This is a genomic window from Mucilaginibacter sp. (genome assembly GCF_028288205.1).
GTDB lineage: Bacteria > Bacteroidota > Bacteroidia > Sphingobacteriales > Sphingobacteriaceae > Mucilaginibacter.
The window spans coordinates 1-25,902 of record NZ_JAQBOD010000048.1; the positions used below are offsets into that span (position 1 = coordinate 1).

Annotated in this window: 23 protein-coding genes and 1 tRNA gene; 12 read left to right on the plus strand and 12 right to left on the minus strand. The window is 39.3% G+C overall.

The window, feature by feature from the left end; all coding sequences use genetic code 11:
- Nucleotides 1–171: 171 nt before the first annotated feature.
- Complete coding sequence (locus tag JWR23_RS10895) at nucleotides 172–1,221, plus strand: quinone-dependent dihydroorotate dehydrogenase (protein WP_299516041.1); 1,050 nt, start codon at nucleotides 172–174, stop codon at nucleotides 1,219–1,221.
- A 177-nt stretch (nucleotides 1,222–1,398) separates the two neighbouring features.
- Here JWR23_RS10895 and JWR23_RS10900 read toward each other — a convergent pair whose 3' ends face one another.
- The 3 genes from JWR23_RS10900 to JWR23_RS10910 form a co-directional block, all read right to left on the minus strand.
- On the minus strand, nucleotides 1,399–1,572 hold the full coding sequence (locus tag JWR23_RS10900) for a spore protein (protein ID WP_299516043.1): 174 nt from the start codon (nucleotides 1,570–1,572) through the stop codon (nucleotides 1,399–1,401).
- A 33-nt stretch (nucleotides 1,573–1,605) separates the two neighbouring features.
- Nucleotides 1,606–1,676, minus strand: a tRNA-Cys gene (locus tag JWR23_RS10905).
- A 48-nt stretch (nucleotides 1,677–1,724) separates the two neighbouring features.
- A complete protein-coding gene (locus JWR23_RS10910) occupies nucleotides 1,725–2,474 on the minus strand; it encodes an RNA methyltransferase (protein WP_299516044.1) in 750 nt (249 codons plus the stop codon).
- Here JWR23_RS10910 and JWR23_RS10915 point away from each other — a divergent pair.
- A complete protein-coding gene (locus tag JWR23_RS10915) occupies nucleotides 2,465–4,852 on the plus strand; it encodes a BamA/TamA family outer membrane protein (protein WP_299516046.1) in 2,388 nt (795 codons plus the stop codon). The genes JWR23_RS10910 and JWR23_RS10915 overlap by 10 nt on opposite strands.
- 58 nt (nucleotides 4,853–4,910) lie before the next feature.
- Here the strand turns inward: JWR23_RS10915 and JWR23_RS10920 are convergent, their stop codons facing one another.
- Nucleotides 4,911–5,444, minus strand: a complete 534-nt coding sequence (locus JWR23_RS10920) for a hypothetical protein (protein ID WP_299516048.1) — start codon at nucleotides 5,442–5,444, stop codon at nucleotides 4,911–4,913.
- A 135-nt stretch (nucleotides 5,445–5,579) separates the two neighbouring features.
- On the opposite strand from JWR23_RS10920, the gene JWR23_RS10925 reads away from it, so the two are divergent.
- The gene (locus JWR23_RS10925) at nucleotides 5,580–6,008 is read left to right on the plus strand and encodes a DUF2147 domain-containing protein (RefSeq protein ID WP_299516049.1); all 429 of its coding nucleotides are present in this window, start codon (nucleotides 5,580–5,582) and stop codon (nucleotides 6,006–6,008) included.
- 499 nt (nucleotides 6,009–6,507) lie between these two features.
- Here the strand turns inward: JWR23_RS10925 and JWR23_RS10930 are convergent, their stop codons facing one another.
- Nucleotides 6,508–7,086 carry a YceI family protein gene (locus JWR23_RS10930; protein WP_299516050.1) on the minus strand — a complete coding sequence of 193 codons (579 nt, stop codon included), beginning with the start codon at nucleotides 7,084–7,086 and terminating at the stop codon, nucleotides 6,508–6,510.
- Between the two features lie 93 nt (nucleotides 7,087–7,179).
- Nucleotides 7,180–9,432: a S9 family peptidase gene (locus JWR23_RS10935; RefSeq protein ID WP_299516051.1), complete on the minus strand. Its 2,253-nt coding sequence runs from the start codon at nucleotides 9,430–9,432 to the stop codon at nucleotides 7,180–7,182.
- Nucleotides 9,433–9,535: 103 nt separating this feature from the next.
- On the opposite strand from JWR23_RS10935, the gene JWR23_RS10940 reads away from it, so the two are divergent.
- On the plus strand, nucleotides 9,536–10,054 hold the full coding sequence (locus JWR23_RS10940; protein WP_299516053.1) for an acyl-CoA thioesterase: 519 nt from the start codon (nucleotides 9,536–9,538) through the stop codon (nucleotides 10,052–10,054).
- Between the two features lie 243 nt (nucleotides 10,055–10,297).
- On the opposite strand, the gene JWR23_RS10945 is transcribed toward JWR23_RS10940, so the two are convergent.
- The 4 genes from JWR23_RS10945 to holA all read right to left on the minus strand — a co-directional run bounded on the left by JWR23_RS10945 (nucleotide 10,298) and on the right by holA (nucleotide 14,247).
- Entirely contained in the window at nucleotides 10,298–11,380 is a 1,083-nt protein-coding gene (locus JWR23_RS10945) for a family 10 glycosylhydrolase (RefSeq protein WP_299516054.1), read from the minus strand.
- Nucleotides 11,381–11,785, minus strand: a complete 405-nt coding sequence (locus tag JWR23_RS10950; protein WP_299516056.1) for an EVE domain-containing protein — start codon at nucleotides 11,783–11,785, stop codon at nucleotides 11,381–11,383. It lies immediately after the preceding gene.
- A 536-nt stretch (nucleotides 11,786–12,321) separates the two neighbouring features.
- On the minus strand, nucleotides 12,322–13,110 hold the full coding sequence (locus JWR23_RS10955) for a leucyl/phenylalanyl-tRNA--protein transferase (RefSeq protein WP_299516058.1): 789 nt from the start codon (nucleotides 13,108–13,110) through the stop codon (nucleotides 12,322–12,324).
- Between the two features lie 114 nt (nucleotides 13,111–13,224).
- Nucleotides 13,225–14,247 (minus strand): DNA polymerase III subunit delta, encoded by a 1,023-nt coding sequence (holA, locus tag JWR23_RS10960; RefSeq protein ID WP_299516059.1) that lies wholly within the window; start codon nucleotides 14,245–14,247, stop codon nucleotides 13,225–13,227.
- A 142-nt stretch (nucleotides 14,248–14,389) separates the two neighbouring features.
- On the opposite strand from holA, the gene JWR23_RS10965 reads away from it, so the two are divergent.
- Nucleotides 14,390–14,842: a type I restriction enzyme HsdR N-terminal domain-containing protein gene (locus JWR23_RS10965; protein ID WP_299499561.1), complete on the plus strand. Its 453-nt coding sequence runs from the start codon at nucleotides 14,390–14,392 to the stop codon at nucleotides 14,840–14,842.
- Here the strand turns inward: JWR23_RS10965 and JWR23_RS10970 are convergent.
- Both JWR23_RS10970 and JWR23_RS10975 read right to left on the minus strand, forming a co-directional pair.
- Nucleotides 14,808–16,664, minus strand: a complete 1,857-nt coding sequence (locus JWR23_RS10970) for an ATP-binding protein (protein WP_299516060.1) — start codon at nucleotides 16,662–16,664, stop codon at nucleotides 14,808–14,810. The two genes, JWR23_RS10965 and JWR23_RS10970, sit on opposite strands and share 35 nt — an antisense overlap.
- A 99-nt stretch (nucleotides 16,665–16,763) precedes the next feature.
- Complete coding sequence (locus JWR23_RS10975; protein ID WP_299516062.1) at nucleotides 16,764–19,445, minus strand: valine--tRNA ligase; 2,682 nt, start codon at nucleotides 19,443–19,445, stop codon at nucleotides 16,764–16,766.
- Nucleotides 19,446–19,612: 167 nt separating this feature from the next.
- Between JWR23_RS10975 and JWR23_RS10980 the strand changes: the two genes are divergently transcribed.
- From JWR23_RS10980 to JWR23_RS11005, 7 genes are all read left to right on the plus strand, one after another.
- Nucleotides 19,613–19,858, plus strand: coding sequence for a DUF559 domain-containing protein (locus tag JWR23_RS10980; protein ID WP_299516064.1), 246 nt, complete (start codon nucleotides 19,613–19,615; stop codon nucleotides 19,856–19,858).
- 13 nt (nucleotides 19,859–19,871) lie between these two features.
- Nucleotides 19,872–20,087 carry a hypothetical protein gene (locus JWR23_RS17760; RefSeq protein ID WP_367277539.1) on the plus strand — a complete coding sequence of 72 codons (216 nt, stop codon included), beginning with the start codon at nucleotides 19,872–19,874 and terminating at the stop codon, nucleotides 20,085–20,087.
- Between the two features lie 128 nt (nucleotides 20,088–20,215).
- The gene (locus tag JWR23_RS10985; protein WP_299516066.1) at nucleotides 20,216–22,264 is read left to right on the plus strand and encodes a M13 family metallopeptidase; all 2,049 of its coding nucleotides are present in this window, start codon (nucleotides 20,216–20,218) and stop codon (nucleotides 22,262–22,264) included.
- 222 nt (nucleotides 22,265–22,486) lie between these two features.
- Nucleotides 22,487–23,821, plus strand: a complete 1,335-nt coding sequence (locus tag JWR23_RS10990) for a rhodanese-like domain-containing protein (protein WP_299516068.1) — start codon at nucleotides 22,487–22,489, stop codon at nucleotides 23,819–23,821.
- A gap of 2 nt (nucleotides 23,822–23,823) precedes the next feature.
- Nucleotides 23,824–24,492, plus strand: a complete 669-nt coding sequence (mnmD, locus tag JWR23_RS10995; RefSeq protein ID WP_299516069.1) for a tRNA (5-methylaminomethyl-2-thiouridine)(34)-methyltransferase MnmD — start codon at nucleotides 23,824–23,826, stop codon at nucleotides 24,490–24,492.
- A gap of 114 nt (nucleotides 24,493–24,606) precedes the next feature.
- A complete protein-coding gene (mazG, locus tag JWR23_RS11000; protein WP_299516070.1) occupies nucleotides 24,607–25,410 on the plus strand; it encodes a nucleoside triphosphate pyrophosphohydrolase in 804 nt (267 codons plus the stop codon).
- 42 nt (nucleotides 25,411–25,452) lie between these two features.
- Nucleotides 25,453–25,902: a hypothetical protein gene (locus JWR23_RS11005; protein ID WP_299516071.1), complete on the plus strand. Its 450-nt coding sequence runs from the start codon at nucleotides 25,453–25,455 to the stop codon at nucleotides 25,900–25,902.

Genomic DNA, 25,902 nt, shown 5'->3' on the forward strand with positions numbered 1-25,902 from the left:
ATAGTTTTTTCATTGCCGTTGGCTTCAGCCAACGGGCTAAGATTATAATTATAGACGGGCTTTAGCCAAAACCGGTACTTATATTTGGGAGCTATGTCTGCCTGCAATTTTAAAAGCGATTGCCCTGTCATCTATGAACTATCAACTAAAATAAACTGCTAACTTTGCCGCATGTATTCTTTAATTAAGCCCATATTATTTCAGTTCGACCCGGAGAATGTACACTATTTTGTGACCCGAAATTTAAAGCGTTTCAACCGTTTTCCGGGTGGCGCGGCCTTAAGTCGGAGTATCTGGGATTTAAAGGATGACCGGCTTGTAAAAGAAGTATTCGGCCTTAAATTTAAAAACCCGGTTGGATTGGCGGCGGGCTTTGATAAAAACGGCGAATTTATAAGCGAAATGGCCAATATGGGTTTCGGCTTTATTGAAGTGGGTACCGTAACCCCCCTGCCCCAACCCGGCAATCCAAAACCACGCATGTTTCGCAGTCCGGCTGATAAAGCTATTATTAACCGAATGGGTTTTAACAATTTAGGTGTTGATGTAGTAGCCGAACGCATAGCCGCTTATCGCAAAAATGCTTCGCCGGCACAAAAAGGACTGGTAATTGGCGGCAACATCGGCAAAAACAAAAACACGCCAAATGAGGATGCCGTAAATGACTATATTAAATGCTTCGACCGTTTATTTGATGTGGTTGATTATTTTGTAGTGAATGTAAGCTCGCCTAATACACCGGGGTTGCGCGAGTTGCAGGAAAAAGAACCGTTAATGCAATTATTAAACACCCTGCAGCAACGCAATACCAAGAACGGGGTAAGCAAACCCATCTTACTTAAGATTGCTCCTGACCTTACCAATGAGCAACTGGACGATATTGTTGAGATTGTGCAACAAACCAAAATAGCCGGGGTAATTGCCACCAATACAACCATTGATAAAAGTTTTTTATCAATAGAAAAACTAAAAGAAGAAGCGGGCGGGTTAAGCGGCGCGCCGTTAACCAAACGATCAACCGAGGTTATACGTTACCTGGCCGAAAGGTCAAACCATTCTTTCCCGATTATTGGCGTTGGCGGGATACATTCTGCTGATGATGCCTTGGAGAAATTAGAAGCCGGGGCATCGCTGGTGCAACTTTATACCGGGTTTATTTATGAGGGGCCGGGGTTGATAAAAAGGATCAATAAAAGGATCTTGTCTGAACACGATTTATAGGATTTTATGATTACCATGATAATATACAAATAATCAAACAAATCCTTAAATTCTATAAATCGTGTTCAGATAAAAAATTATTTCATAAAAAAATCCTGTCGGCGTAAACCAACAAGATTTAAAAAAATCACAAATTTTATTTACCAAAGTCCCCTACCGGGGAGATTTAGAGAAGGTTTATTTACCTGCTGCAATAGCTAAAGCAGCATTGTTTTTTGCAAGCTGACTCGTAGGAGACTCGGCTGAACGGCTTCCCGGCTCCAGGTTTGTAGCATTCTTTAAAAACTGAACTTCCAATCTTGAAAAAGTTTTGTTTCTTCTATCTTTTCTTTTTAAACGTGTTACGCCCATGATACTTTATTTTTTAATGTTTTGTTAACCTCGAGGTCGGGAGCGGATTCGAACCGCTGTAAAAGGTTTTGCAGACCTCTGCCTAGCCACTCGGCCACCCGACCAATTTTAAGGATTGCAAAACTAACAATTAATTTATTGCCTGCCAACATTTATTTGAGCTTATTTCTGTTTATTTCTGAACAGAATATAGCTGTAGCAATAGCAACATTCAATGATTCGGCATTACCGGCGCGTGGTATGGTTATGGCTTTGTTAACCAATTGCTTAACTTCTTCACTTAATCCGTTACCTTCATTACCCATTACAACTAACCCTTCGCTGCCAAAATTTGTGCTGTAAATATTTTCACCATCCAGCAAAGCGCCGTATACCGGCAGGTTTATTTGTGATAAAACAGCAGGCAGATCAACATAATGAACATTTATCCGCGAAAGCGAACCCATGGTAGCCTGCACAACTTTTGGGTTATAAACCTCAACACAATCTTCAGAACAAATTATATGATCAATGCCAAACCAATCCGCGGTACGAATAATAGTACCCATATTGCCCGGATCTTGAATACTATCTAACACTATTGAGAATTTTTTGTTAAGCATATTATAATTTAAACCGGGCCATTGTGGTAATTTAACTACGGCAATTACATCCGGAGCAGTTTTTAAAGAACTTATTTTGCCCATGATAGTTAATGAAATCTCAAGAGAGTTCATTTTTTGCGATAATTTGAGCAATTTTGGAGCAATTGCGGGCGTATAGTAAACTGCTTCAATTTGGTAAGCCGAATTAATGAATTCGCTAACTGATTTGTAGCCTTCAACTAAGAATAAGCCATGTTCCCTGCGAAATTTTTTATGTTGTAAGGACTGTAATAAACTGATCTGAGATTTTGAAAGCATATATATATACAAATAGTTACCGCGTTACAATATTAAGTATTCTTCTGCTCTTTATAGGGTCTGGTTGTAGTTTAACGCGCGGGCTTAAGGGGAATGAGTCGCTGGTGCGTAAAGTGACCATTAAGGGGATGGACAGTGAGTTTGCCGAGCTGGCATTAATAAACTATGTTGATAAACAACAGCAGCCTAACAACGTAATTAACCTGCAGCTTTATTACCTGTTTAATAAAAAAGGTAAAAGAAACATTGGCGAGCCACCGGCGATATTAGACAGTAACCTGGTTGAGTTTTCGCGTGTGCAAATAGAAAAATTTATACAAAGCAAAGGCTACCTAAAGGCAAAAGTGGCTGATACCATTATTATTAAAAAGAAAAAAGCCCGGCTAATATTTACTACTACACAAGGGCCGATGTTTAGGATACGGAAATTTGATGATAGTATTCCTGATCAAAAAGTGCGCGCGCTGTATAGAGCTAACCGTAATAGTTTTTCGCACTTACAGCCTGGGGGGCGCTTTGATAACGATAGTGTAGCTTATGAACGCGATGCGTTTTTCACGCTGATGAAACGTAATGGCTATTATGATTTCTATCGCCAGTATATCAATTTTACTTATGATTCTGCATTTAACAGCAGTGTTGTAGATCTAAGAATGATAATTGATAATCCGCCTGATAAGCCGGCGCATCCCATTTATACTATTAATAACACACTTATTACTATCTCTGCCAGTAACGGGCGAAATACGGGTACTGCGGATACTATACAAGTTGATTCGCAATTTAGGTTCGTAGATTATTCGCATAGGTTTAAACCCCATACAGCTACAGATTACGTTTATCAGCTAAAAGGCGACCTGTTTAATACCGATATGCAAACGGTAACAACCTCGCGCCTTTCAGAATTAAATGTTTTCAGGAATGTGCCCAATCCAACCTATACCAAAACATCCGATAGTACTAACCGGCTAAATACTAAAATTGATATTATACCACTCAAGCAAATGTCTGACCGTGTGGAGGGCGAGTTTTTATTTAGCGGGGGCCGATATGGCTATAATATAGGCAATACATTTACAGATCGTAATATGTTTAAGCAGGCGGTAACTTTACAGGTAAAACTTAATTTTAGTATATTGTATGATAATGGACGCAATTCTGTAAATTCAACTGGAGTTGAGAACCAGGATTTTAAAGTAGGCGCAAGTTTGATCTATCCGCGCCTGCTGCTGCCGTTTAAGGTTACCAGGCCGGGTAAACATGGCGTACCCCACACCACATTTTCAACCAATTATTCCTTGTTTTATCAAAAAGGATTGGTTGAAAGAACAAGTTTTATTAACTCGGTTACCTATGATTTTATGGAGACGGCTAATAAAATCCATAGTGTAACTCCTATAAATATTGAATTTTCTAAAGGGTCTATTGATCCTATTGCCTATCAGGAATTGTTAAGTCAAAACCGCTATTCGTATATTTATTTAATTGGCCGTACCATATTTACCACAGGCAGCCAGTATACTTACCAGGCCAATGGTAACCTGTTAAACACATTTGGCAATTTTACCTATTTCAGGGGGTCGCTTGATATTGGCGGCAACTGGCTTTCAGGGGTAAGTAAAGTATTTAACACGCCAAAAGACACCTTAGGGCAGCGTACAATTTTTGGCTATACTTTTGCCCAATACGCAAAGGCCGAGATAGATTTCCGCTTGTACCATAGCTTAGGTGGTGAAAAGCAATTTGTATTCAGGATAAACCCCGGCATAGGTGTTCCTTATGGTAACAGCAGCCAATTAATATTCGAAAAGAATTTTTATGCCGGCGGTGCAAATGATATGCGGGCATGGCTGCCACGTACGCTGGGCCCCGGCCAGTTTAACCGTGGGACCGCTTATGGGCCTGCAGGAACGCCTAACGCCCCGTCAGCCGGAGATATTTTACGTACAAGGTTAAAATATATTGACCAGTTTGGCGAAATAAAATTTATTACTAATGCAGAGTTCCGGGGCAAACTGGCTAATGACTTTTTTGGCTCTATATTAAGAGGTGCCCTGTTTGTGGATGCAGGTAATGTTTGGCGGTTAAACAAACAGGCTGATAATCCTAATGGCGAATTCAGGTTCAATAATGTACTGCAATCAACAGCTATTGGTATTGGCGGCGGTTTGCGGTTTGATGTAAGCTTCTTTGTATTCCGGCTTGACGCGGCATTTAAATTTAAAGACCCCCAGTTTAACGGCACAGATCAATGGGTGCTTATTAATCATGCTAATGAGTTGTTCCGCAGTGGAACATTTAAAAATAATTATCTGCAAACCAATGGCGAAACTTACAACTTTATGCAGCTTAATTTTGGTATAGGGATGCCGTTTTAGGGTAGTGATTGGTTAATTAGTGATTAGAGATAAGGTTTAATGAACTAACCTCTAATCACTAAAATATCCCCTTCAACCCGTCAAATATACTTTCAAAGAAAGTAGGCATTGTAAGGCCGTTATGGTGGTTAAAGTATAAGAAGATACAGAAGATAATTATGGCTATAATGATAAATCGCTTAAACATATAGCCAAGCAAAACCAACGCTAATGGTATTATTAATAATAATACCCAGCTAATATGAAACGGATGTAGCTTACCATCCTGTTTATAGATATAGTAAAGCATGGAATGGGTGCCACTATCATTAATATGTTTTACATAGAAAAAGCTCGACTTATCTAATTTATGGCGATAAAAGGCGGTCCCCTTATCAAACTTCATTTGCTCCTGGAAACCGTTTATAGTAAAGCTAAACACCCCGTCGACTTTTTCTTGTATGTTGCCAACCGAATCGGTTGCTACAACGGCTATTTCGCTATCGGCAAATGGATTATTTTTAACAACAAAATGTTTAATACTTACAGTATCAGCAAAAACAAAACTATTTGATATAAGCAATAAGAAAACAACAAATAATATTTTTTTCATTTTTTATATTAGGTTTGAACATTCACAAACAACCCGCAATAAAATTAGTTAATATAATCTTATGATATTGGGTATTAAGATAATTTCGGCTAAAACTAAATAGATAATACTGTGCGATTAATAATGTTTAAACTTTTGCTCTTATTTTTTTTAACCGGGTTTGCTCCTAAAACGGTTACTGTTAACGACCCTAACCGTATATGCGGCAAATGGATATCATCCGAAAAAAACCTTATTGTACAGGTGTATAAAGATGGTGAAACCTTTAAAGCCAAATTAGTGTGGTATGACAATATTGATAAAACCAAAGCCATGGATGAATGGGCGGATATCCATAACCCCAATCCTGCCCTTAGAACCCGTAAACTAATAGGCATGAGTATTGTAAGTGGTATGAATTACATACCAAAATCTAACAGTTGGGAAGATGGTAAAATATATGATGCTAAGACCGGCCACGAATGGAGCGCGTCTGTACATATTGATAACGATGGGAAGTTAAAGGTAACTGGGTATTGGCATTTTAAATTTATTGGCCGTACCATGACCTTTACAAGGGTATAACCCATCAATTGCCATTGCGAGCCTTATCAACGAACATCATCGCGGCAGTTTCCCGTAGCGTATGCTGCCGGGATAGTAACGGTTATTACATTAAAAAAAACGTGATGTAGTGTTTCACAAAAATAATGAAACACATGAAACACTCTTTTAGGTTAACTTATTGATAATTAATAATTTGACAAAATGAGTGAAACACTTTGAAACAGTACAAAAGCTTTAAGTTAAACGGTATAAATATCTTATAATTAGCGTTTTATGCTATTTTATGGATTTTTGCAAAAACAGGGTGAAACACCTGATGTGAAACACTTTATTTTTAAGATTTCTCACTCGTTCCTCGTGAGACCTGTCTCTTAGGCGATAGCAAAAAAATCTTAGACATATGCCAGGAACCTGCAATCGTCTAAGATTTCTCACTCGTTCCTCGTATCGAAATGACAATAGCTTTTTAGGTCGTAGTAAGATTACGCTATAACCTAATCACTAACCTCTAATCTCTTTAGTTTAGCTTACTAAACTCTCCATTAGCTTTTATCTGTACTTCGTCGCTAAGCATTGGCGGACCGTATTTTGAACCGAAACCAAAATCAGAACGTTTAAGCTCGCCTGTAAGCTGGAAACCGGCATCATCAGCATTAGTACTTGGGTTAGTAATTGTACCACGGTACCATAGTTCCATAGCAATAGGTTTGGTAACGCCATGCAATGTCATGTTGCCTTTTAACTTATAGCGGTTAGCAGCAGTTTTAGTTATGCTTGTGCTGGCAAAGGTTAAGGTATTGTATTTAGTAACATCAAAAAATTCTTCGCTTTTTAAGTGATTATCGCGTTTTTCAATATCAGTATTAATTGATGCTGTTTTGGCAATCAGGGTAAATTTGGCATCGCTAAAATCGGGCTTGTTGGTTACTATGGTAACATCAAAGTCTTTAAAAACACCTTCAACGTCTGATACTGCTAAGTGTGTAATTGTAAATTTAAGTTGTGAGTGTAATTTGTCTACCTTCCAAGTAGATTGTGCAAATACAGTAACTGATGACAATAAAGCTATTGCTAAAAGGGTAACGATCTTTTTCATTTTTATGTGTTTTTTTTTAATATTTCACCAAAAATAAAAAGATCGTTAACAAATATATGTTTAAACATATATTTTGACGCTTAGATGTTTTTCTTATTTCTTCGCATTTAAATTGGGCAGGTTATTATTGCCTTTAAGATATTTTTCTAAATATTGAAAGTTCACATTTTCTATTAATACGTAACTGGCCAGGTCGTACGCGGCACCGTGCGCACCCTTAGGGTATATGCGCAAATCTGCATCTTTACCTGCCGTGGTTAAAGCAGTAAGCAGCTGCATGGTATTGGCTGGGTGTACATTATCGTCGCTCATAGAATGGATAAGTAACAAATGATCTTGCAGGTCTTTAGCATAAGTTAAGGTAGAGCTTGCATCATAACCTGCCGCGTTCTCTTTTGCAAGGCCCATGTACCGCTCGGTATAAATATCATCATACAAGCGCCAATCGCTTCCTGCCGAGTTTGCCAGCCCCGCCTTAAACACGCCGGGATGGGTTAATAAGGTATAAACTGTGCTGTAGCCGCCATAGCTTGTACCCATTATGGCTATATTTCCCTTATCAACAAAAGGCAAAGTATTCATGTATTGCGCGGTTTCTGCAAAGTCATTACTTTCGTATTTACCCAGTTGCTTATAGCCTATCTTTAAAAAGGCGCTGCCATAATTAGATATGCCGCGATTGTTCAAATCAACAACAATATACCCGTTTTGAGCCAGCCATTGCTGCCAGCCATTTGCCGAAAACTGGTTATACACCGCATGCGATTCGGGACCACCATAAATGGTTAACACTACCGGATATTTTTTTTGCGGATCAAAATTAAATGGCTTTATCATATAAGCATCCAAACTGGCGCCATCACTTGTTTTCACTTTAAACAATTCTGGGGCCGAATAGGCGTGCACCTGTAAATAAGCTGCAACGGCCTGGTTGTCTTCCAGCATTTTAAGCGCTTTGCCACTATCATCACATAAGGCTACATGTGTTGGTGTACTTATATTGCTATACTTATCTATATAATACTTCGTATCCGGCGACATATTGATATCATGAAAACCTGCCCCATCGCTTAATTTTTTCTTATCGCTTCCGTCAAATTTAATGCTATAAAACTCCTGCGCAAGGCCCGAAGATTCTGCCGATAAATAGTATATGCTTTTTGTTTGCGGGTTAATGCCGCTCACTTTTATCATATCCCAATTACCTTGGGTAACCTGGTTAATTAATTTACCATCATAGCCATAGCGATAAATGTGGTAATACCCTGAACGGTCTGATACCCAAAAAAACTCTTTAGATTTTTCGGGGAAATAAACCATATCATTTACGTTAGTATAAAAATCAAAAATAGCCACCCAGGTGGTGTTCTTTTCTTCAAGCACTACATGGTGCTCGCCGGTTTTTACATTAAAAAAGTAAAGCTTCATGTGGTTTTGCTCCCGGTTAAGGGTCATCATCGCCAACACGTCCGGGTTGCTTGTCCAGTAAATACGCGGGATATAAAAATCGCCTGTTTCATCCGGCTTTAGCCATATTTTTTTGCCGGTTGCTACATCGGCAACGCCTATCTGTACTTTAGGGTTCTCATCCCCTACCTGCGGAATTGAGATATGTACAATATTACTATGATGCCCTTCAAAATTGGTCATTTCAAAATCGGGCACCTTGCGTTCATCAAATTGCCAATAGGCTATGTACTTGTTATCAGGCGACCAGTTCCATGCCTGTGCCTGGCCAAATTCTTCTTCGTAAACCCAATCATAATGGCCATTAAAAATCGCGTTCTCGCCGGTTGCATCATTGGTTAGCTGTTTTTCTTTGCCGGTTGCAAAATCATACACATACATATTGCCCTTGCGCTCTATACCCACTTTTTTACCATCGGGCGATAGCTCGGCAGTACGGGCATCTTTTGCCGCTTGTTTTAATTGCTTAGTTCCAAGGTCATAGATGTAATAATCTGCTATGCCCGATTTACGGTATATCGGCCTGAAATCAGACTTAAAAACCAAATGCTTTGAATCATGCGACCATTGGAAAGATTCATAATCAAACGGCTTTTTAGTGCCGGGGAAAGTGAGACCGTTTTTAGAAAAAACAACCTCGTCTTTTAAAGTGGCAGGCTCCATCGATCGGATCTCTTCGCCCGCGATGTAAGAATATTTTTGTCCGCCGTTTATCCAGTTTACGCTTGCGGGCCCTTGTTTGCCCCTAAGCTTGCTTCCTGCAAATATGGCATCGGTTAAATTACTGTATTCTTGTTTGGTTTGTGCCTTTAAGGCATACGGAAATACACTTATTAAAATAAGCATATAGCACATGGGCTGTGCAAATAATTTTTTCATAATATAAAATCAGTTTGCTAAAGCTAAATGATTTGTAGCATTTGAGCAATATTATAGGCCATATTTATACTTAAAATGTATATTTACCCTAAAAATATAGCTAATGACCGGAAAATCGCCCAAAGAATCATTTACCATCATGAACGAGTTGGTATTGCCCAATGATACCAATATGCTAAACAATTTGATGGGCGGGCGCCTGCTGCACTGGATGGATATAGCGGCTGCCATATCAGGTCAAAAACATTGTAACCGTATTGTGGTGACAGCTTCGGTTGATAATGTTTCTTTTAAGCACTCCATAAAATTAGGGGACGTGGTTACTATTGAAGCCAGAGTATCGCGCGCTTTTAATACATCTGTAGAGGTTAGGCTGGATGTTTGGGCACAGAATATACCATCGGGCACCCGCGTTAAAAGCAACGAGGCTTACTATACCTTTGTAGCGCTTGATAAAGATGGCTATAAAATTGAAGTACCAGAGCTTACTCCCGAAACCGATGAGGATATAGAATTGTATAACGGCGCCCTGCGCCGCCGCCAACTTCGTTTAGTATTAGGTGGCAAAATGAAGGCCGATGATGCTACCGAATTGAAGGCTTTATTTATGGGTAAGGGGTAATTTCTGAACCACGATTTTAGGATTTTAATATTAGCATTGATTAATGCATTAAAATCTGAGTTCAGATAGAATGTATTACCTTTTTAGCCACTCCACACGTAATTGCGAGCGGAGCGTGGCGATCTCTACGCATGCAAATCAGTAAGAGAAATGGGTGGTTTGGAACAACTATTAAAATAATTCCCCTCATTGGACTGTCCTATGTAGAGATTGCTTCGTTGGCAATGACATAGTTTTTTTATTTCATGCTATCGGCTTAGCCAGCTCGCGGCTTAAAATAGCCAATACATTAGACGTTACGTTACCAAAAAACGAAACTCCTGATGCGCCATTTTGCAGGGCGAGCCTTATTCCCTGCCCTAACTCATCATCACTTTTAAAATCTGATAAATAAAGGCCTGCATATAACGGGAAGGAACCGTTAAGAAAATGTATGCCTTCGGTAACGGCGTCGCCAATCCAGGTTACTTTTTCTTTATAAAAGCCATGATAGGTCATGGGGCAAATGCCATCCAGTTTCCAGTTTGTCCAGTCCTGCCGCACGTTACGGCGCGCAATTTCGGGCGTTGGAAATACCGACGCGGTAATTATTTTTTTATGCTGATGGGCAACTGCCGATAAATTATTTACTATACGGGTAATGGCATTATACCTGAATAGCCGCCACGAAAGGCTGGCCTCGGGATACTGGATATCGTTGAGATCAGTACCGTACTCTTCTTTAAATTTGGCTTTGCAAACATCGCAATAACAATAATCATATTCGGGCAGCTCTTTGGTTTGCTCAATGTGGTAGTTGTCCCATAAATTAACAGGCAGTATCACGTCACAAAAACGCACATAATCCAGGTGGATACCGTCTACATAATCCTTATCCAAAGTATCACTCACATACTTCTCTAAATACTGCTGTACTTCCTCACGCGATGGGCATAGCCAGCGGTAGTAATTTACATAAGGCGGTTTATCAGCACACGATTCGCCTTTACGGTTTTTGCTATACCAATCGGGGTGGGTACTTACCAGGTCGGGCCAGTTCATTGTCCATACCCAGCGGTGAGCCTCCAGCCCTGCCGCTTTAGCCGCGCGGAAATGGCGCTCACTATCATACTCAAAAAACAAGCCGGTTATACCAGCCGCTTTAAAGGAAGCGTAACGGGTTTTAAGGTCATCGTCTTTATCGCGCTGATTGGGGCGTGCCCATATCCAATTTTTGTGTTTTTTTTGATGCTTCTTAAATTCAATATCCTTTGCGGTGCTGCTTAAAGGCAGCTGAGCAGCTGCACCCATTAATAACCCGGCTTTTAAAAATTCGCGCTTATTCATCTAACTGCCCAATTCAACAATCCTGTCAAACTCTTCACGCTTTAGCCCCATTACAGACAGGCGTCCCTGTTTTACCAGGTGAATGTTTTTCAACTGCTCATCAGCCTTTATTTGCTCAAGCGTTACCGGGTTCTTTAAGCTTTCAACAGGTACAAGGTCTACCACTACCCAGTTTTTATCATCGGTAGTTGGGTCCTGGTAAAACTCTTTAGCAACTTTGGCAATACCAACTACGTCCTTTCCTTCATTACTATGATAAAACAGTACCAAATCGCCGGTTTTCATTTCCCTTAGGTTATTGCGTGCCTGGTAATTGCGCACGCCATCCCAAAAGGTGCGGCCATCTTCATTAAATTTTTCCCAGCTATATTTATGAGGTTCAGATTTTACTAACCAATGGTTCATTTATTTCTTTGTTTTTGATACTGTAAGAGGTGTTTTCTTGTCGCTAGAACGACTAGCGACAAAAGTGGCGACAAATTAGCCATTTTTATGAAACAATTAAAGCAATCACTTCAAATCCATGTGTGGGAAGATTACGAGTTTTATTTACACATCCCACACAATTTTATCGGTTCTAAGTTCTAATAAGCCCTTTATCTTCTATTATTTTAAAAATAGCAATAATAACAAATTAGTTTGAATTCGTAAATATCTCGCTAAACATATGGACATTCCGGAGCCGTTGACCACCTCGTTCCGGAATAGCAAACAGTTAATTCCGTAAAATATCTTAATCAGCAATGCGGGAATTATGGAAGGCGGACCAATTGCTGAGCAGCCGTTAGATTTGATCCGTTCGAAGAATGTAGGAATTACTATTAGTGTTGTTGTAAATCCAACCCAGCTACTACGCAAACAATAGTGCTCCACCACAGGAAATGGATCGTAAAAATGATTGACAACAATAAAAGAACATTTAGTGTATGGCAATGAGCTGGCTACAATACGAGTTCTGGCACTCGAGAAGTAAAGGTAACGGGTGCTGTAATCGCAGATATCAGCTCGTGTCTAAAATCATTCTTTGTGACATTAACCGCCCCAAATTGAGCAAACCAGCTATTAGCATCTCCGGTAATGTGCAGCTTAAATCCATCTTCCTTAAGCTTGGTTAATAAATAACAAAACGCAACTTTACTAGCGTTATCAATAGTTCTAAAGAGGCTTAAAGTTATAAAATAACCATTTAAAGCAACTCCCAAAACACCACCTACAAGCTCACCATTTTGATAAGTCTCAAAACTATGGGCTATCCCCATTTTATGAAGTTCTAACATAACCTTAATGTATTCAGTGGATATCCATGTACTTGTTTTCTTCCCCCTTGGTTTCGAACAATTTATTATTGTTTGTTCAAAATCAGCATTCACCTTTATTTCAAATCGTTTGTCTAACTCTTGTAGCCTATCTTTTTTTAAGCAACGTAATAAATCATTCCTTATTTTAAAATCAGCAACGCGTATAACTGCTCGGGGATCGGGATCATACCAAATAAAGATCTTATTATTATCGACTTGAGGCATAGGAAAAGTACCTTGTAAAAATCCCTGTATCATAATATATGGGGTTAATTTAGCCTGCGCACAGGACCACAATAAAGCATCTTCCTGACCTCCGGACACCTTTACCAAACCCGAATGAAGTAACTGTTGAAGTAACCTTTTTGCGGGACCTTTAAATCTTGTAGGAACTATAGCTGATACTACTTTTGGCAAAAACCCCATATCCATGAATTTTAACAAAATAAACAAAAAGCCTTTCCTTAAAATTAACCATTTAATTTTAAAAAAACAACGCTAAAAATATTTCTATCACTCTATCACAAAACATTTTTAATTTATTTATCAATGCAATATCTTAAACATCAACTCCTTCATTAATCCGCCGTGGTCTGTACTTGATTCAACGCCTTTGCTTTTTACATCATACTCGCGCAGGTAACTGATGATCTGCATAGTTTTGCCGTATGGGTAACTGCGCGCCGCCTGCTCATAATCCTTTACAAAAAACGGACTAATACTTAATTCGCGCGCCAGGGTTTGTTGTGATTTATCTTTTGAGTAATGGTATAGAAGCACCTTTGTAAAAAAATTATTTAAGTTACCCAGCACCAATACAATGGGGTTAGCTTTTGGGTTTGCCTCGAAATAATTTATGATCTGGTTAACTTTTAAAGCATCTTTTCTACCCAGAGCGGTTTGCAGCTCAAATACATTGTACTCTTTACTTATGCCAATATTGTCGTGAATATGCTTTAGCGTGATCTCCTGTCCGGCAGCTACATTAAGCATCAGCTTATCCAGCTCGTTTACAATTTTCGACAAGTCATTACCCAAGTATTCGGCCAGCATTAAAGAGGCTTGCTGATTAATTTTATAGCCCTTTTCGGTCAGGTAGCCTTCTATCCAAGCCGGTATCTTACTATCATACAAAGCTGCCGACTCAAAAACGATCCCATTTTTTTCTATCGCTTTATAGGTTTTTTTACGTTTATCAAACTTGCCATACTTATAACAAAACACCAATATTGTACTGGGTAGTGGATTTTCGAGGTAGTTTAATAAAGGGTTAATACTTTTCTTATCGTCGCTGTCGCTGCCCCATTTCATTTCCTGCGCTTCTTTTACAAGCACTACCTGGTAATCGGCCATCATAGGGTAACGTTTGGATGCGTTAAGCACCGTCATTACATCGGTATCCTTGCCGTATAATACGGTTTGATTAAAGCCTTTCTCGGCGTCGGGCAATAATTTATGCTCAACAAAATTACTTACCAGGTCTATAAAATAGGGTTCATCCCCGTGTAACAGGTATATGGGTTTGTATTTACGGTTTTTAAGATCTTTTAAAATATCAGCAGGAGTCATTAAGTCAAAAGTAAAAATTCAAAAGGCAAAAAAACACAGTGTTAGCAAGTAAATAGTAAGATTTTGACAACTTTTTAAAAGTTGTTAAATCTAAATAACGAATAACGCTTTTGAATTTTTACTTTTGAATTTTAACTTACAAATGCTGCAGCCGCTTAACCTTCCGCCTCATCCGTTTAAAATAACCGACGAAAACGGGCAGCTATCTTTATTTGATGAGATCAGGAAAAAGAATATCATTATTACTCCCGAAGAATGGGTGCGCCAGCATTTTGTACAATATTTGATCAAACAAAAAAACTATCCAAAATCATTAATCAAACTGGAAGGCGGCCATAAATTACACGGCAAGCAAAAACGATCTGATATTATCGCCTTTAATTCGGCAGGCGAGAAGATCCTATTGGTTGAATGTAAAGCGCCATCAATACCTATTGATCAAAAAGTGTTTGACCAGGTGGCGCGTTATAACATCGTCCATAAAATAGTTTTATTAGCTGTTACCAATGGTTTGCAGCATTATTATTGCCGCATAAATTTTGAGCAACAGGGTTATAAGTTTATTGAGGAGTTACCGGACTATCAGAATATTTAAGGGTTGCAGCAGCAGGCAACTTTGCTACCAAAGTCTGTATCTTTTCAAACAACTCATTCGGTTTAAATGGTTTTGAAACATAGTCGTTCATACCAGATTCCTGCACGCGTTCCCTAATATCAAACAACGCGGATGCTGTTAAAGCGATAATAGGAATATCTGATTTTTGAGGATTGGACATTTTACGTATCTCTATAGCAGCATCAAAGCCATTCATAACAGGCATTTGCAGGTCCATTAAAATAATATCAAAATTACCATATTGTACCAGTTCAACCGCGCGTTCACCATTTTCGGCAATGGAAGGTACAATGTTCCATTTAGAAAGTAGCTTTTTCATCAGTATTACGTTAACCGGGTTATCCTCGACAATAAGCATACGTATAGCGCTTAATGTTTCACTATTTTCAGCTATCCACTGTGGCTGATTGTGGTGTGTACTCCCTGCATAAACTTCTATTGATACAGGAAACTCCATATTAAATGAAAACTCAGATCCAACACCGGGTTTACTTATTGCTTTAATTTTAAACCCCTGTAATTCTAACAAACGCTTAACTATAGCTAAACCTAACCCTGTACCCCCGTATTGGCGTGTAGTACTTATTGATTCTTGTATAAAAGGTTCAAAAATCATATCTAAGCGGTCCTGTTCAATTCCAATGCCTGTATCCTTAACCGAAAAGCTTACGTTTACCCGGTTATTCCTATCCTCTATACAGGTGACTCTAACCAATATATTACCTTCGGCAGTAAATTTAATAGCATTGCTTACCAGGTTAAAAACTATTTGTGTTATACGGGTAGGGTCACCAAATACCATTTTCTTACTTAGCGTATTGTCAACGTCTAATTTAAATAACAGGCCTTTTGTCTGCGCAGTCATCATTTGCCCGCCACAAATATTTTGCATCAGCTCAACTAAATTAAATTTGATGTTTTCAAAAATCAACTTGCCCGACTCTATCTTATTAAAATCCAGCACATCATTAACAATAGATAACAAGTTACCGGCCGAAAATTTAAGCACTTCCAAATTCTCCACCTGGTCTGCTCTTGGATTACCGGTTATCAATAAATCACTCATACCAATAACGGCATTAAGCGGTGTCCTTATCTCATGAGACATGGTTGAAAGAAAATCAGATTTTGCTTCCCCCGATTTCTGTGCCTTTTCTATCGCCTTTTCAAACTCAACATTAAGCCCGCTTTGTTTATCACTGGTTTCTTTAAGCTCTTTTATGGTTCTTATAAATGCACTATAAAAATGGCTGTGTATAAAAATTATCAATATAAAACTGGCAAATACGCCTATAATAGTAGTTGATTCATCTACTATTTCAGGTTTCAGATCAATTATATAATCATTATTATACTGCAAAATAAAAAGGGTTACTACCGGTATTATATTTACCAAAGAGTAAATTAAGCCAAATCTTTGCCCCAGCATATAAAAGCTGAACAGTAATATCATGATGATAGCCTCTACGGTAACAACATTTACATTTTGTATGGCTATAAAAATATTAGCCAGGTTAGCAAGTGTGCCTACAATAAGTATAAGGTGCGAAATAACCGTCCAGCGGGGTTTATAAGTTAAAAACTTAAATAACATTGCAGAAGCAACAAACAATACACCTATTATTATACTTAGAATTGTATGGTGTTGGTATAAAACATCAGCCAGTAATATAAACAAGGTAAAGAAAGACAATACCAGGCCATAGTATAATAAGCGCAAACGATCACTATCAAGGATTGACAAATCATTTGACAGTATCCTTTTAGTTGAAAAATCAAAAAAATGCACTTTTTTACTCATGTAAAGCTATTTTGCAGCTATGCTATACCTCTGGATTTTTGTAATTAATGATTTACTATTAATTTAAAACCCAAATACTGGTTATAACATTTGATGCAATTAGCTTGCCAATGCCGATAAGCTTTCTTCCAATATTTTTAGTTTCGCCTCCGCGTCAGCTTTTTTCTTTAGCTCTACCTCAATTATCCCGGGCTTGGCGTTGCTCATAAATCGCTCGTTAGAAAGTTTTGCATTTACAGATCTTAAAAATCCGTTTAAATATTCTTTCTCTTTTTGCAGGCGTTCCGCTTCTGCCAAAGGATCGATATTTTCGTTTAAAGGCACATAAAACTCGTCTGTTGATATTAAAAAGCTACTTGCGCCGCTTATTTTATCATTAATCAAATTTAACTCGCTAAGGTTTGCCAGCCTGGCAATTATTGTTTTGTAAGATGAATAATCAATGCCTGAATTTGCTTTTACAGAAAGCGTTAAGGCTTCTTTAGGAGAAATTTGTTTGCTGTTTCGAATATTGCGAATGTGGGTAATTATTTGTTTTACTATTTCTACGTTGCCCAACAATTGGGAATTTATTTCCCCATTAGTTGGCAATTGGGCTACAATACAACAATCCATAGTAGTGCGTTTGCCAAATAGCTCATCGTGCCATAGCTCCTCGGTAATAAAGGGCATAAACGGATGAAGTATTTTTAAAATATTTTCAAAGAATGTTATGGTGCGGTTATAGGTTTGCTTATCAATTGGCTGTAAATAAACCGGCTTTATCATCTCTAAATACCATGCACAGAAATCATCCCATACCAATTTATAGGTAACCATTAATGCTTCTGATAAACGATATTGAGCGAAGTTATCTTCTATTTCTATTAGCGCCTCATTAAAACGGCTATCGAACCAATCAATTGCAATTTGGTTAGGATTTGGCAGCTTTTCGTCAACCTCCCATCCTTTAACTAAACGGAACGCGTTCCATAGTTTATTATAAAAATTACGTCCTTGCTCACAATAGCTCTCGTCAAACATCAGGTCATTACCGGCAGGCGAACTTAACAACATCCCTACCCTAACACCATCAGCGCCATATTTTTCTATCAGATCCAAAGGATCTGGCGAATTGCCTAATGATTTTGACATTTTGCGACCCAGCTTATCGCGCACTATACCGGTTAGGTAAACATTTTTAAATGGTATTTCGCCCCTAAACTCGTGCCCGGCCATGATCATTCGTGCTACCCAGAAAAACAAGATCTCGGGCGCGGTAACCAAATCATTGGTTGGGTAATAGTAGTTGATATCAGCATTATCGGGGTCCTTAAATCCATCAAATACAGATATCGGCCATAACCATGATGAGAACCAGGTATCAAGAACATCTTCGTCTTGTACCAAATCCTCAGATTTGAGATTGGAGATTTGAGGTTGGAGACTTTTTGCCTCTTCAAATGCTTCTTCTCTTGTTTTAGCAATAATATATTCGCCATTTGGCAGGTACCATGCCGGTATTTGTTGCCCCCACCAAAGCTGCCTGCTAATGTTCCAATCCCTCACATTTTCCATCCAGTGACGATAGGTATTACCAAACTTTTCAGGAATAAGTTTAATATCGCCATTAAGTACATAATCCAAAGCAGGCTTAGCCATTTCTTCCATCTTGCAAAACCATTGCATTGATAGTTTAGGCTCAATAACTGCATTTGTACGTTCAGAAAATCCAACCTGCGATTTATATTCTTCTACTTTATCTAATGCACCTGCTTCTTCCAGCAGGGCTACAATTTTTTTGCGTGCTGCAAATCTATCCTCGCCAACTAATATTTGCGCCTTTTCATTCAGCGTGCCATCATCATTTAAAATATCAATAACAGGCAGGTTATGTTTTTGCCCCAACTCATAATCATTCAGATCATGCGCCGGAGTAACTTTTAAACAACCGGTACCAAAATCCATGGTTACATACTCATCCAGTATAACCGGTATTTCGCGGTTAATTAATGGTATAAATGCTTTTTTGCCATGCAAGTGTGTATACCGCTCATCATTAGGATTAATGCAGATAGCAGCATCAGCCATAATGGTTTCGGGGCGAGTAGTCGCGACAGTCAGATAGTCCTGAGTCTTAAGTCCTGAGTCTTGAGTCGACTCTTGACTTAAGACTTCAGACTTCGGACTAACAGCATATTTTATATAGTAAAGTTTCTGATTTACTTCCTTACGGATAACCTCTTCATCGCTTACCGCGGTTTTTCCTTGCGGGTCCCAGTTTACCATACGTATGCCGCGGTATATCCAACCTTTTTTATACAGGTGAATAAATGTATCAATTACCGCTTCTGATAGCTCCTCATCCATTGTAAAGCGCGTACGCTCCCAATCGCATGATGCACCCAGTTTTTTTAACTGCTCTAATATAATGCCGCCATATTTTTCCTTCCATTCCCAGGCGTAGGCTAAAAACTCGGGGCGGGTAAGATCTTTTTTGCTAATGCCGCGCTCTTTAAGCATGGCAACAACCTTGGCTTCGGTAGCTATACTGGCATGATCCGTTCCGGGTACCCAGCAGGCATTTTTGCCTTTCATGCGGGCACGACGGATCAGCACATCCTGTATGGTATTGTTTAACATATGCCCCATGTGCAGCACCCCGGTAACATTGGGCGGCGGTATCACAATGGTATACGGTTCGCGTTCATCAGGCACCGACCTGAAAAAATTATTATCTAACCAGTAACTATACCACTTCTCTTCGGCTTCTTTCGGCAAATATGTTTTAGCAATACTCATAAGGGTACAAAAATAGCGTTTTGAATTAAAACTTTATGGGTTGATTAAAATCGTTTATGAACGCGCCGTTTACTCACCCCGCGGCACTTCGTGCGCGGCCCTCTCTTCGCCTTCGGCGGAAAGAGGGTTGGCATTTTCTTTAAGAAATTTTTATCTTGACTTACTTTATGCAATCTATAGTTGAATTTTGTCGTGAGCTGAGGCAACGGGAAACCCCTGCCGAAAAAGTTTTATGGCAGCATCTTAGAAATAGAAAATTTCTTAATCAAAAATTCTTACGCCAGTACCCCGTAAGCTCGGCATTTGCATTTGGCAAAACACTGTATTATATCCCGGACTTTTACTGTCATAAGGCAAAATTGGTTATTGAAGCCGACGGTTCTATTCCATCTGCTAAAAATAGAATACGATAAAAACCGGGATGAAGTGTTAACTGTTTTAGGGCTTACTATACTTAGTTTTGAAAATGACCAAATACTAAATGATATTGAATCAGTTCTAAATACAATAAAACAATATTTAATTCTTTTAAAAAATTCCCAACCCTCTTTCCCGCTTGCGGAAGAGAGATTCTGTGTTAATTATCAAATATATTTTAATTTTGTTTACTGTCGACCAGCGAAGCGTAGTCGGGGTGAGTAACCGGCGCGCGTTCTAACATGCCGGTGACCAGATGACAAATACCAGGCCTGCCCTAATATTTATTGTAGATTTATTTAACAAACACTTAAAAATGTTATTATTGTATAATTAACTGATTCGCTATTTTTATGAAATTAAAGTTCACCCATTTGTTTATGGCAGGCGCTATATGCGTTACCGCCAGCGCTTTTGTTATTGATAACATTAAGCCAAAATCCCACAGAAAATTTATTGACCCGGCTAACATGAACAAAGCTGTTAAGCCCGGCGATGATTTTTTTGAATATGCCAACGGTACCTGGATAAAAACGCATGAGATACCGGCAAAGCAAACCCGCTGGGGCGCATTTATTATCCTTAACCAGGAAAACACCGATCGTGTATTGGCCATTTTGAAGGATGTAAGCAAAACATTCGGCTTACCAAAAGGTAGCGTAAAACAACGAGTTGGCGACCTATATGCCAGCGGAATGGATACCGTAGCCATTGAAAAAATAGGTTATGACCCGATAAAACCGGATTTGGAGCGTATTGGCCGCATACATACTACTGATGATGTAGTAGCCGAAGCAATTTATGAGCGTTCGCATGGTATTGCGTCTCCATTGTTTTCATTCGGGGTATCGGCTGACTCTAAACACCCTAACGTAAACATTGCAGGATTTGGCCAAGGCGGTACCACCCTGGCCGACCGCGATTATTATTTAAAAAATGATCAGCGTACGGTTAAAATCCAAAATGCTTACAAACAGTACATAGTTAACCTGTTTTCCTTAACCGGCTCTAATACAAACGAAGCGATTAAAAATGCCGATATAATTTTTGGTATTGAAGCCAGGCTGGCTAAAGCGCAACTAAGCCGTACCGAATTGCGCGACCCTAATAAAACCTATAATAAATTATCGGTTATTGATTTTAAAAAGCTTACGCCGCATTTTAACTGGGTTAAATTAATGGTTGATATGAAGGCACCCGGCCAGGACAGTGTGTTGGTTGCAGAGCCTGATTTTTTCAAAACCGAAGATGACCTGGTAGGCTCGGTAACCGTAAATGAATGGAAAATTTATTTGGCCTGGAACATATTAAAAGATAATGCGAGTGCATTAAGCTCGCCTTTTGTAAGGGCCTCGTTTGATTTTAGCAGCGTAGTAAGTGGCCAAAAGGTACAAACACCGCGTACAGAGCGTATGTCATCATCTGTCGACCGCAACCTGCCCGATCTGCTTGGACAACTGTATGTTGAGAAATACTTTAAACCGGCAGCCAAAACTTACATGGTAAACCTTGTAAATAATTTAAAGACAGTTTTAGGCGAGCGGATAAAGCGTTTGGATTGGATGAGCCCTGAAACAAAGGCGCATGCACTTAAGAAGCTGGCTGCCTTTAGCGTTAAAATTGGCTATGCTGATAAATGGCAGGTGTATGCCGGTTTAATTATTGACCGTAACGACTATTTTGGCAACCTGCGCCGTTTGGACGAGTGGCGCTATAATTATAACGTGAGCCAGTTAGGCAAGCCGGTTGATAAAAAACGCTTTAACATGAGCCCGCCTACAGTTAACGCCAATTACAGCCCTAATAAAAACGAAATTACTTTCCCGGCAGGCATATTGCAGTATCCGTTCTTTGATTTTGATGCGGATGATGCTATTAACTATGGCGGCATAGGTGCTGTTATAGGTCATGAAATGACCCACGGCTTTGATGACCAGGGCAGGCAGTATGACAGCGATGGCTCATTGCATGACTGGTGGACCAAAGATGACGCGGATAAATTTAAAAAGCGTGCAGACATGGTTGTAAAACAGTATGATGCCTTTACCGTAAATGATACCGTGCATTTAAATGGGAAATTAACTTTAGGCGAGAATCTTGCCGACCTGGGCGGTATAAATGTTGCTTACGAGGCATTTAAGAAAACAAAACAGGGCCATTCGAACCAAAAAATTGATGGCTTTACGCCCGATCAGCGTTTCTTCTTGTCATTCGCGCAGGTTTGGCGTTCAAAACAGCGCCCCGAGTTTGCCGCCCAACGTGTTTTAACAGACCCGCACTCGCCTGAGAATTACAGAGCATACGCGCCATTAACCAATATGGATGCATGGTACAGTGCCTTTAATGTAAAACCTGGCGATAAGCTATATAAAAAACCGGAAGATAGGATCAAAATCTGGTAAGACCTCACCCCCTACCCATCTCCAAAATGAGAGGTGGTCCTTACACTTACGAGCCCGCTTAACGCGGGCTTTGTTATTAAAATATTTTTTATTTTTGGTGGCACAATATTGCCAGTGTATATGGGTGGTGTATATGGGTGTATGCGGGTGTATATACTTAGCGTATACACCTACTGCTGCCTATAAATCTATATGCCCCGAAATACATTATCTTTGTACACAATGATCATTCATCAATTTTACGATAAGGGCTTGGCCCATGCTTCCTATGCAGTGATAAGGAATGCAAAAATGATCGTTATCGACCCTTCCCGTGATCCGCAGCCCTATTATGACTTTGCCAGACTACATGAAGCTGATATAACCGGTGTTATTGAAACCCATCCGCATGCTGATTTTGTAAGTTCGCATTTAGAGATACATCAAACAACAGGCGCAGTTATTTATACCAGCAAATTGGCAGGCGCTAATTATCCGCACGAATGTTTTGACGATGGCGATATTATTCATTTAGCAGATATTAAACTAAGAGCTATAAATACCCCCGGTCATTCGCCCGATTCTATCTGCATCCTATTACAGGATGAAAACGGATATGATAAAGCCTTATTTACCGGCGATACTTTATTTGTAGGCGACGTTGGTCGCCCGGATCTGCGTGAAAACGCGGGAAACATCACTGCAAAAAAAGAAGAATTGGCTAAACAGCTATACCATTCGCTGCACGAAAAGGTAATGGTGTTACCGCACCATATAATTGCATACCCGGCACATGGGCCCGGCTCGCTTTGTGGTAAAACCACCAGCGCCGATTTGCAAAGCACTATAGGGCGCGAGGTAAAAGAAAATTACGCACTGCAAGAAATGAGCGAACAGGCATTTATTAAAATGATCGTTGCCGATCAGCCTTTTGTCCCCCACTATTTTGGGTTTGATGTTGATCTGAATAAAAAAGGTGCTCCTGCATTTCAACAAAGTATCAATGCGGTTTTAAAAGCCGGCACAGCCCTTGAAAAAAATATTCAGGTAATTGATACCCGCCCGAAAGAAGAATTCAGACAAGGACATGTAAAAGGCGCTATCAACCTGCAGGATGGCGAAAAGTTTGAAACCTGGCTGGGATCAATAATACAACCCAATGAGCGGTTTTATTTAATTGCAGCCACAAATGAAATACTGGACACAGTAATAAAAAAAGCGGCCAAAATAGGCTATGAGCAAAATATTAAAGCCGCGCTAATATCAACAGGTGGCAATGAACAATCAGCAATTATTGATATTGATGATTTTAAAACTTCACCCGAAAGATATACGGTAGTTGATGTGCGCAATTGGAACGAAATTAATGACGGCAAAATATTTAGCCACGCATTAACCATTCCGCTTCCTGAGTTACGCGGGCGCCTGGATGAGATCCCTGCCGATAAACCTATTGTGGTACACTGTGCTGCGGGCTATCGCTCGGCAGCGGCTGCCAGTATTGTGGCAGGTAAAATAAATTCAGTTCCGGTTTATGATCTGAATGAAGCGATAGTGGAGTTTGAAGTAACAAGCTAACTATGCTTAAACTTGTACAAACTGCCGATGGCTCGAATACCATATTTAATGCTGAAGTTGGCGAAAACTATCATTCCCGTCATGGTGCTTTACAGGAGAGCAAACATGTATTTGTCAATTCAGGCTTATCCTATTATTTGGATAACAATAATCTAAAAAAAGTATCAATATTAGAAGTTGGTTTTGGCACCGGGCTTAACTTTTTACTAAGTGCCGATTTTTGTACTGAACAAAATATCCATCTTGATTATACCGGTATTGAGGCCTATCCTTTAAATAAAGACATGATTGATAAAACCGGTTATGACCAGTATGTAAACGCTGCATTATGGGATGATTTTATCAATAGCTATTCTGTTTCATTGCTCGCTCCTGTTCAATTAAATCCTAACTGCCAACTGCAAATAGCCAACTGCCAATTGTTAAATTTTCAATCGGATAAAAAATTTGACGTTGTTTACTTTGATGCATTTGCCGCAGTTCATCAGCCTGAAATGTGGAACGAAGAAGCCATAAGTCACACTATAAAATTTTTAAAGCCGGGTGGTGTTTTTGTTACTTACGCTATTACCGGTAATCTTAAAAGAATGCTGAAGGGCCTGGGCCTGCAAAAAATACAAAAAATACCAGGCGCGGCAGGCAAGCGCGAAATGCTGAGAGCGGTTAGATAGATGTGCAGATGCCTGCCAATTTCTTAACGCACATTTACGCATCAACAAAAAATCCGCACATTTGCATATCTGCCTATTCGCACATCAATAATACATCAATAACACATCAACATCATGCCCATAACTCCTTCTTTAACCGCATCAACTCCGGCAACAGCATTTGAACGCCTGCTCACTATTATGGATGACCTGCGCATAAATTGCCCCTGGGATAAAAAGCAAACGCTTGAAAGTTTAAGACACCTTACTATTGAGGAGGTTTATGAACTATCAGACGCTATTTTAAGCACTGATATGCCCGAAATAAAAAAGGAACTGGGCGATATTATGCTCCACCTGGTTTTTTATTCGCGCATTGCATCCGAAAGCAACCATTTTAATATTACCGACGTATTGAACAGTATATGCGAAAAGCTTATTAACCGGCACCCGCACATTTATGGCGATGTTGAGGTTAATGATGAGAATGATGTAAAGCGAAACTGGGAACAAATAAAGTTAAAAGAAGGTAATAAATCTGTTTTAGGAGGTGTGCCGGCATCATTGCCGGCTTTGGTAAAAGCATCACGCATACAGGAAAAAGCACGCGGGGTTGGGTTTGACTGGGAAGAAAAAAGCCAGGTTTGGGCAAAGGTTGAAGAAGAACTACAGGAGTTTAAAAACGAATTTAATGTAGAAGATGGAAACCAGATTGATCATGAAAAAGCAGAAAGTGAATTTGGCGATCTGTTATTCTCACTCATTAATTACGCGCGCTTTATTAATATTAATCCGGAAAATGCACTCGAAAAAACTAATCGCAAGTTTATTAAGCGATTTCAATATCTTGAAAATAAAGCTGCCGAAAATGGCAAACAATTACACAATATGAGCCTTACCGAAATGGATGTTTTTTGGGAAGAAGCTAAGAAAATATAATATTACATGCCTAATTTAAAGCTATATACAATAAAATGAGTCATGAAAAATAAGCTTGTTTATTTATTGCCGCTATTAATGGCACTTGCTGTAAGCTGCGTTAAACAGGCTCATGACCCCAGTAACGATATTAGTAACTACCCATATCCTTTAGGCACTTTCTCGGGAAAGTTTACACGTATCCACAAAAACATTAAAACATTAAAATCTGACACTGCAACCGCGTCTATCCAATTAATTTTATCTACAGCAACGGGGTATGCAGTTACCGGCGACACAGCAACAGTTCATGCCGGGAGCTATGGCAGCTTTAGCGAGAATGCATTTAATATTGCATTTAATGACAATACCTATCCATTAATGGGCTTCCCTAAAAAAACCCATTTAGCCGGCATATATCTTTATACCATGAGTGGCTTAAATTTTACTATTACCGCTACAGATGGGGATTCGCTTGCTTATCGGTATGATTTAACTAAAACAGGAAATTAA

Coding starts and splice junctions, on each gene's coding strand:
- JWR23_RS10910 (WP_299516044.1), bottom strand. CDS start 2,474: ATGCTTTCAAAATCTCAGATCAGTTTATTACAGTCCTTACAACATAAA.
- holA (WP_299516059.1), bottom strand. CDS start 14,247: ATGACTCCTGCTGATATTTTAAAAGATCTTAAAAACCGTAAATACAAA.
- JWR23_RS10920 (WP_299516048.1), bottom strand. CDS start 5,444: ATGAAAAAAATATTATTTGTTGTTTTCTTATTGCTTATATCAAATAGT.
- JWR23_RS10990 (WP_299516068.1), top strand. CDS start 22,487: ATGATCATTCATCAATTTTACGATAAGGGCTTGGCCCATGCTTCCTAT.
- mnmD (WP_299516069.1), top strand. CDS start 23,824: ATGCTTAAACTTGTACAAACTGCCGATGGCTCGAATACCATATTTAAT.
- JWR23_RS10975 (WP_299516062.1), bottom strand. CDS start 19,445: ATGAGTATTGCTAAAACATATTTGCCGAAAGAAGCCGAAGAGAAGTGG.
- JWR23_RS10970 (WP_299516060.1), bottom strand. CDS start 16,664: ATGAGTAAAAAAGTGCATTTTTTTGATTTTTCAACTAAAAGGATACTG.
- JWR23_RS10985 (WP_299516066.1), top strand. CDS start 20,216: ATGAAATTAAAGTTCACCCATTTGTTTATGGCAGGCGCTATATGCGTT.
- JWR23_RS10965 (WP_299499561.1), top strand. CDS start 14,390: ATGCTGCAGCCGCTTAACCTTCCGCCTCATCCGTTTAAAATAACCGAC.
- JWR23_RS10930 (WP_299516050.1), bottom strand. CDS start 7,086: ATGAAAAAGATCGTTACCCTTTTAGCAATAGCTTTATTGTCATCAGTT.
- JWR23_RS10980 (WP_299516064.1), top strand. CDS start 19,613: ATGCAATCTATAGTTGAATTTTGTCGTGAGCTGAGGCAACGGGAAACC.
- JWR23_RS10935 (WP_299516051.1), bottom strand. CDS start 9,432: ATGAAAAAATTATTTGCACAGCCCATGTGCTATATGCTTATTTTAATA.
- JWR23_RS10895 (WP_299516041.1), top strand. CDS start 172: ATGTATTCTTTAATTAAGCCCATATTATTTCAGTTCGACCCGGAGAAT.
- mazG (WP_299516070.1), top strand. CDS start 24,607: ATGCCCATAACTCCTTCTTTAACCGCATCAACTCCGGCAACAGCATTT.
- JWR23_RS11005 (WP_299516071.1), top strand. CDS start 25,453: ATGAAAAATAAGCTTGTTTATTTATTGCCGCTATTAATGGCACTTGCT.
- JWR23_RS10955 (WP_299516058.1), bottom strand. CDS start 13,110: ATGGATATGGGGTTTTTGCCAAAAGTAGTATCAGCTATAGTTCCTACA.
- JWR23_RS10950 (WP_299516056.1), bottom strand. CDS start 11,785: ATGAACCATTGGTTAGTAAAATCTGAACCTCATAAATATAGCTGGGAA.
- JWR23_RS10945 (WP_299516054.1), bottom strand. CDS start 11,380: ATGAATAAGCGCGAATTTTTAAAAGCCGGGTTATTAATGGGTGCAGCT.
- JWR23_RS10900 (WP_299516043.1), bottom strand. CDS start 1,572: ATGGGCGTAACACGTTTAAAAAGAAAAGATAGAAGAAACAAAACTTTT.
- JWR23_RS10940 (WP_299516053.1), top strand. CDS start 9,536: ATGACCGGAAAATCGCCCAAAGAATCATTTACCATCATGAACGAGTTG.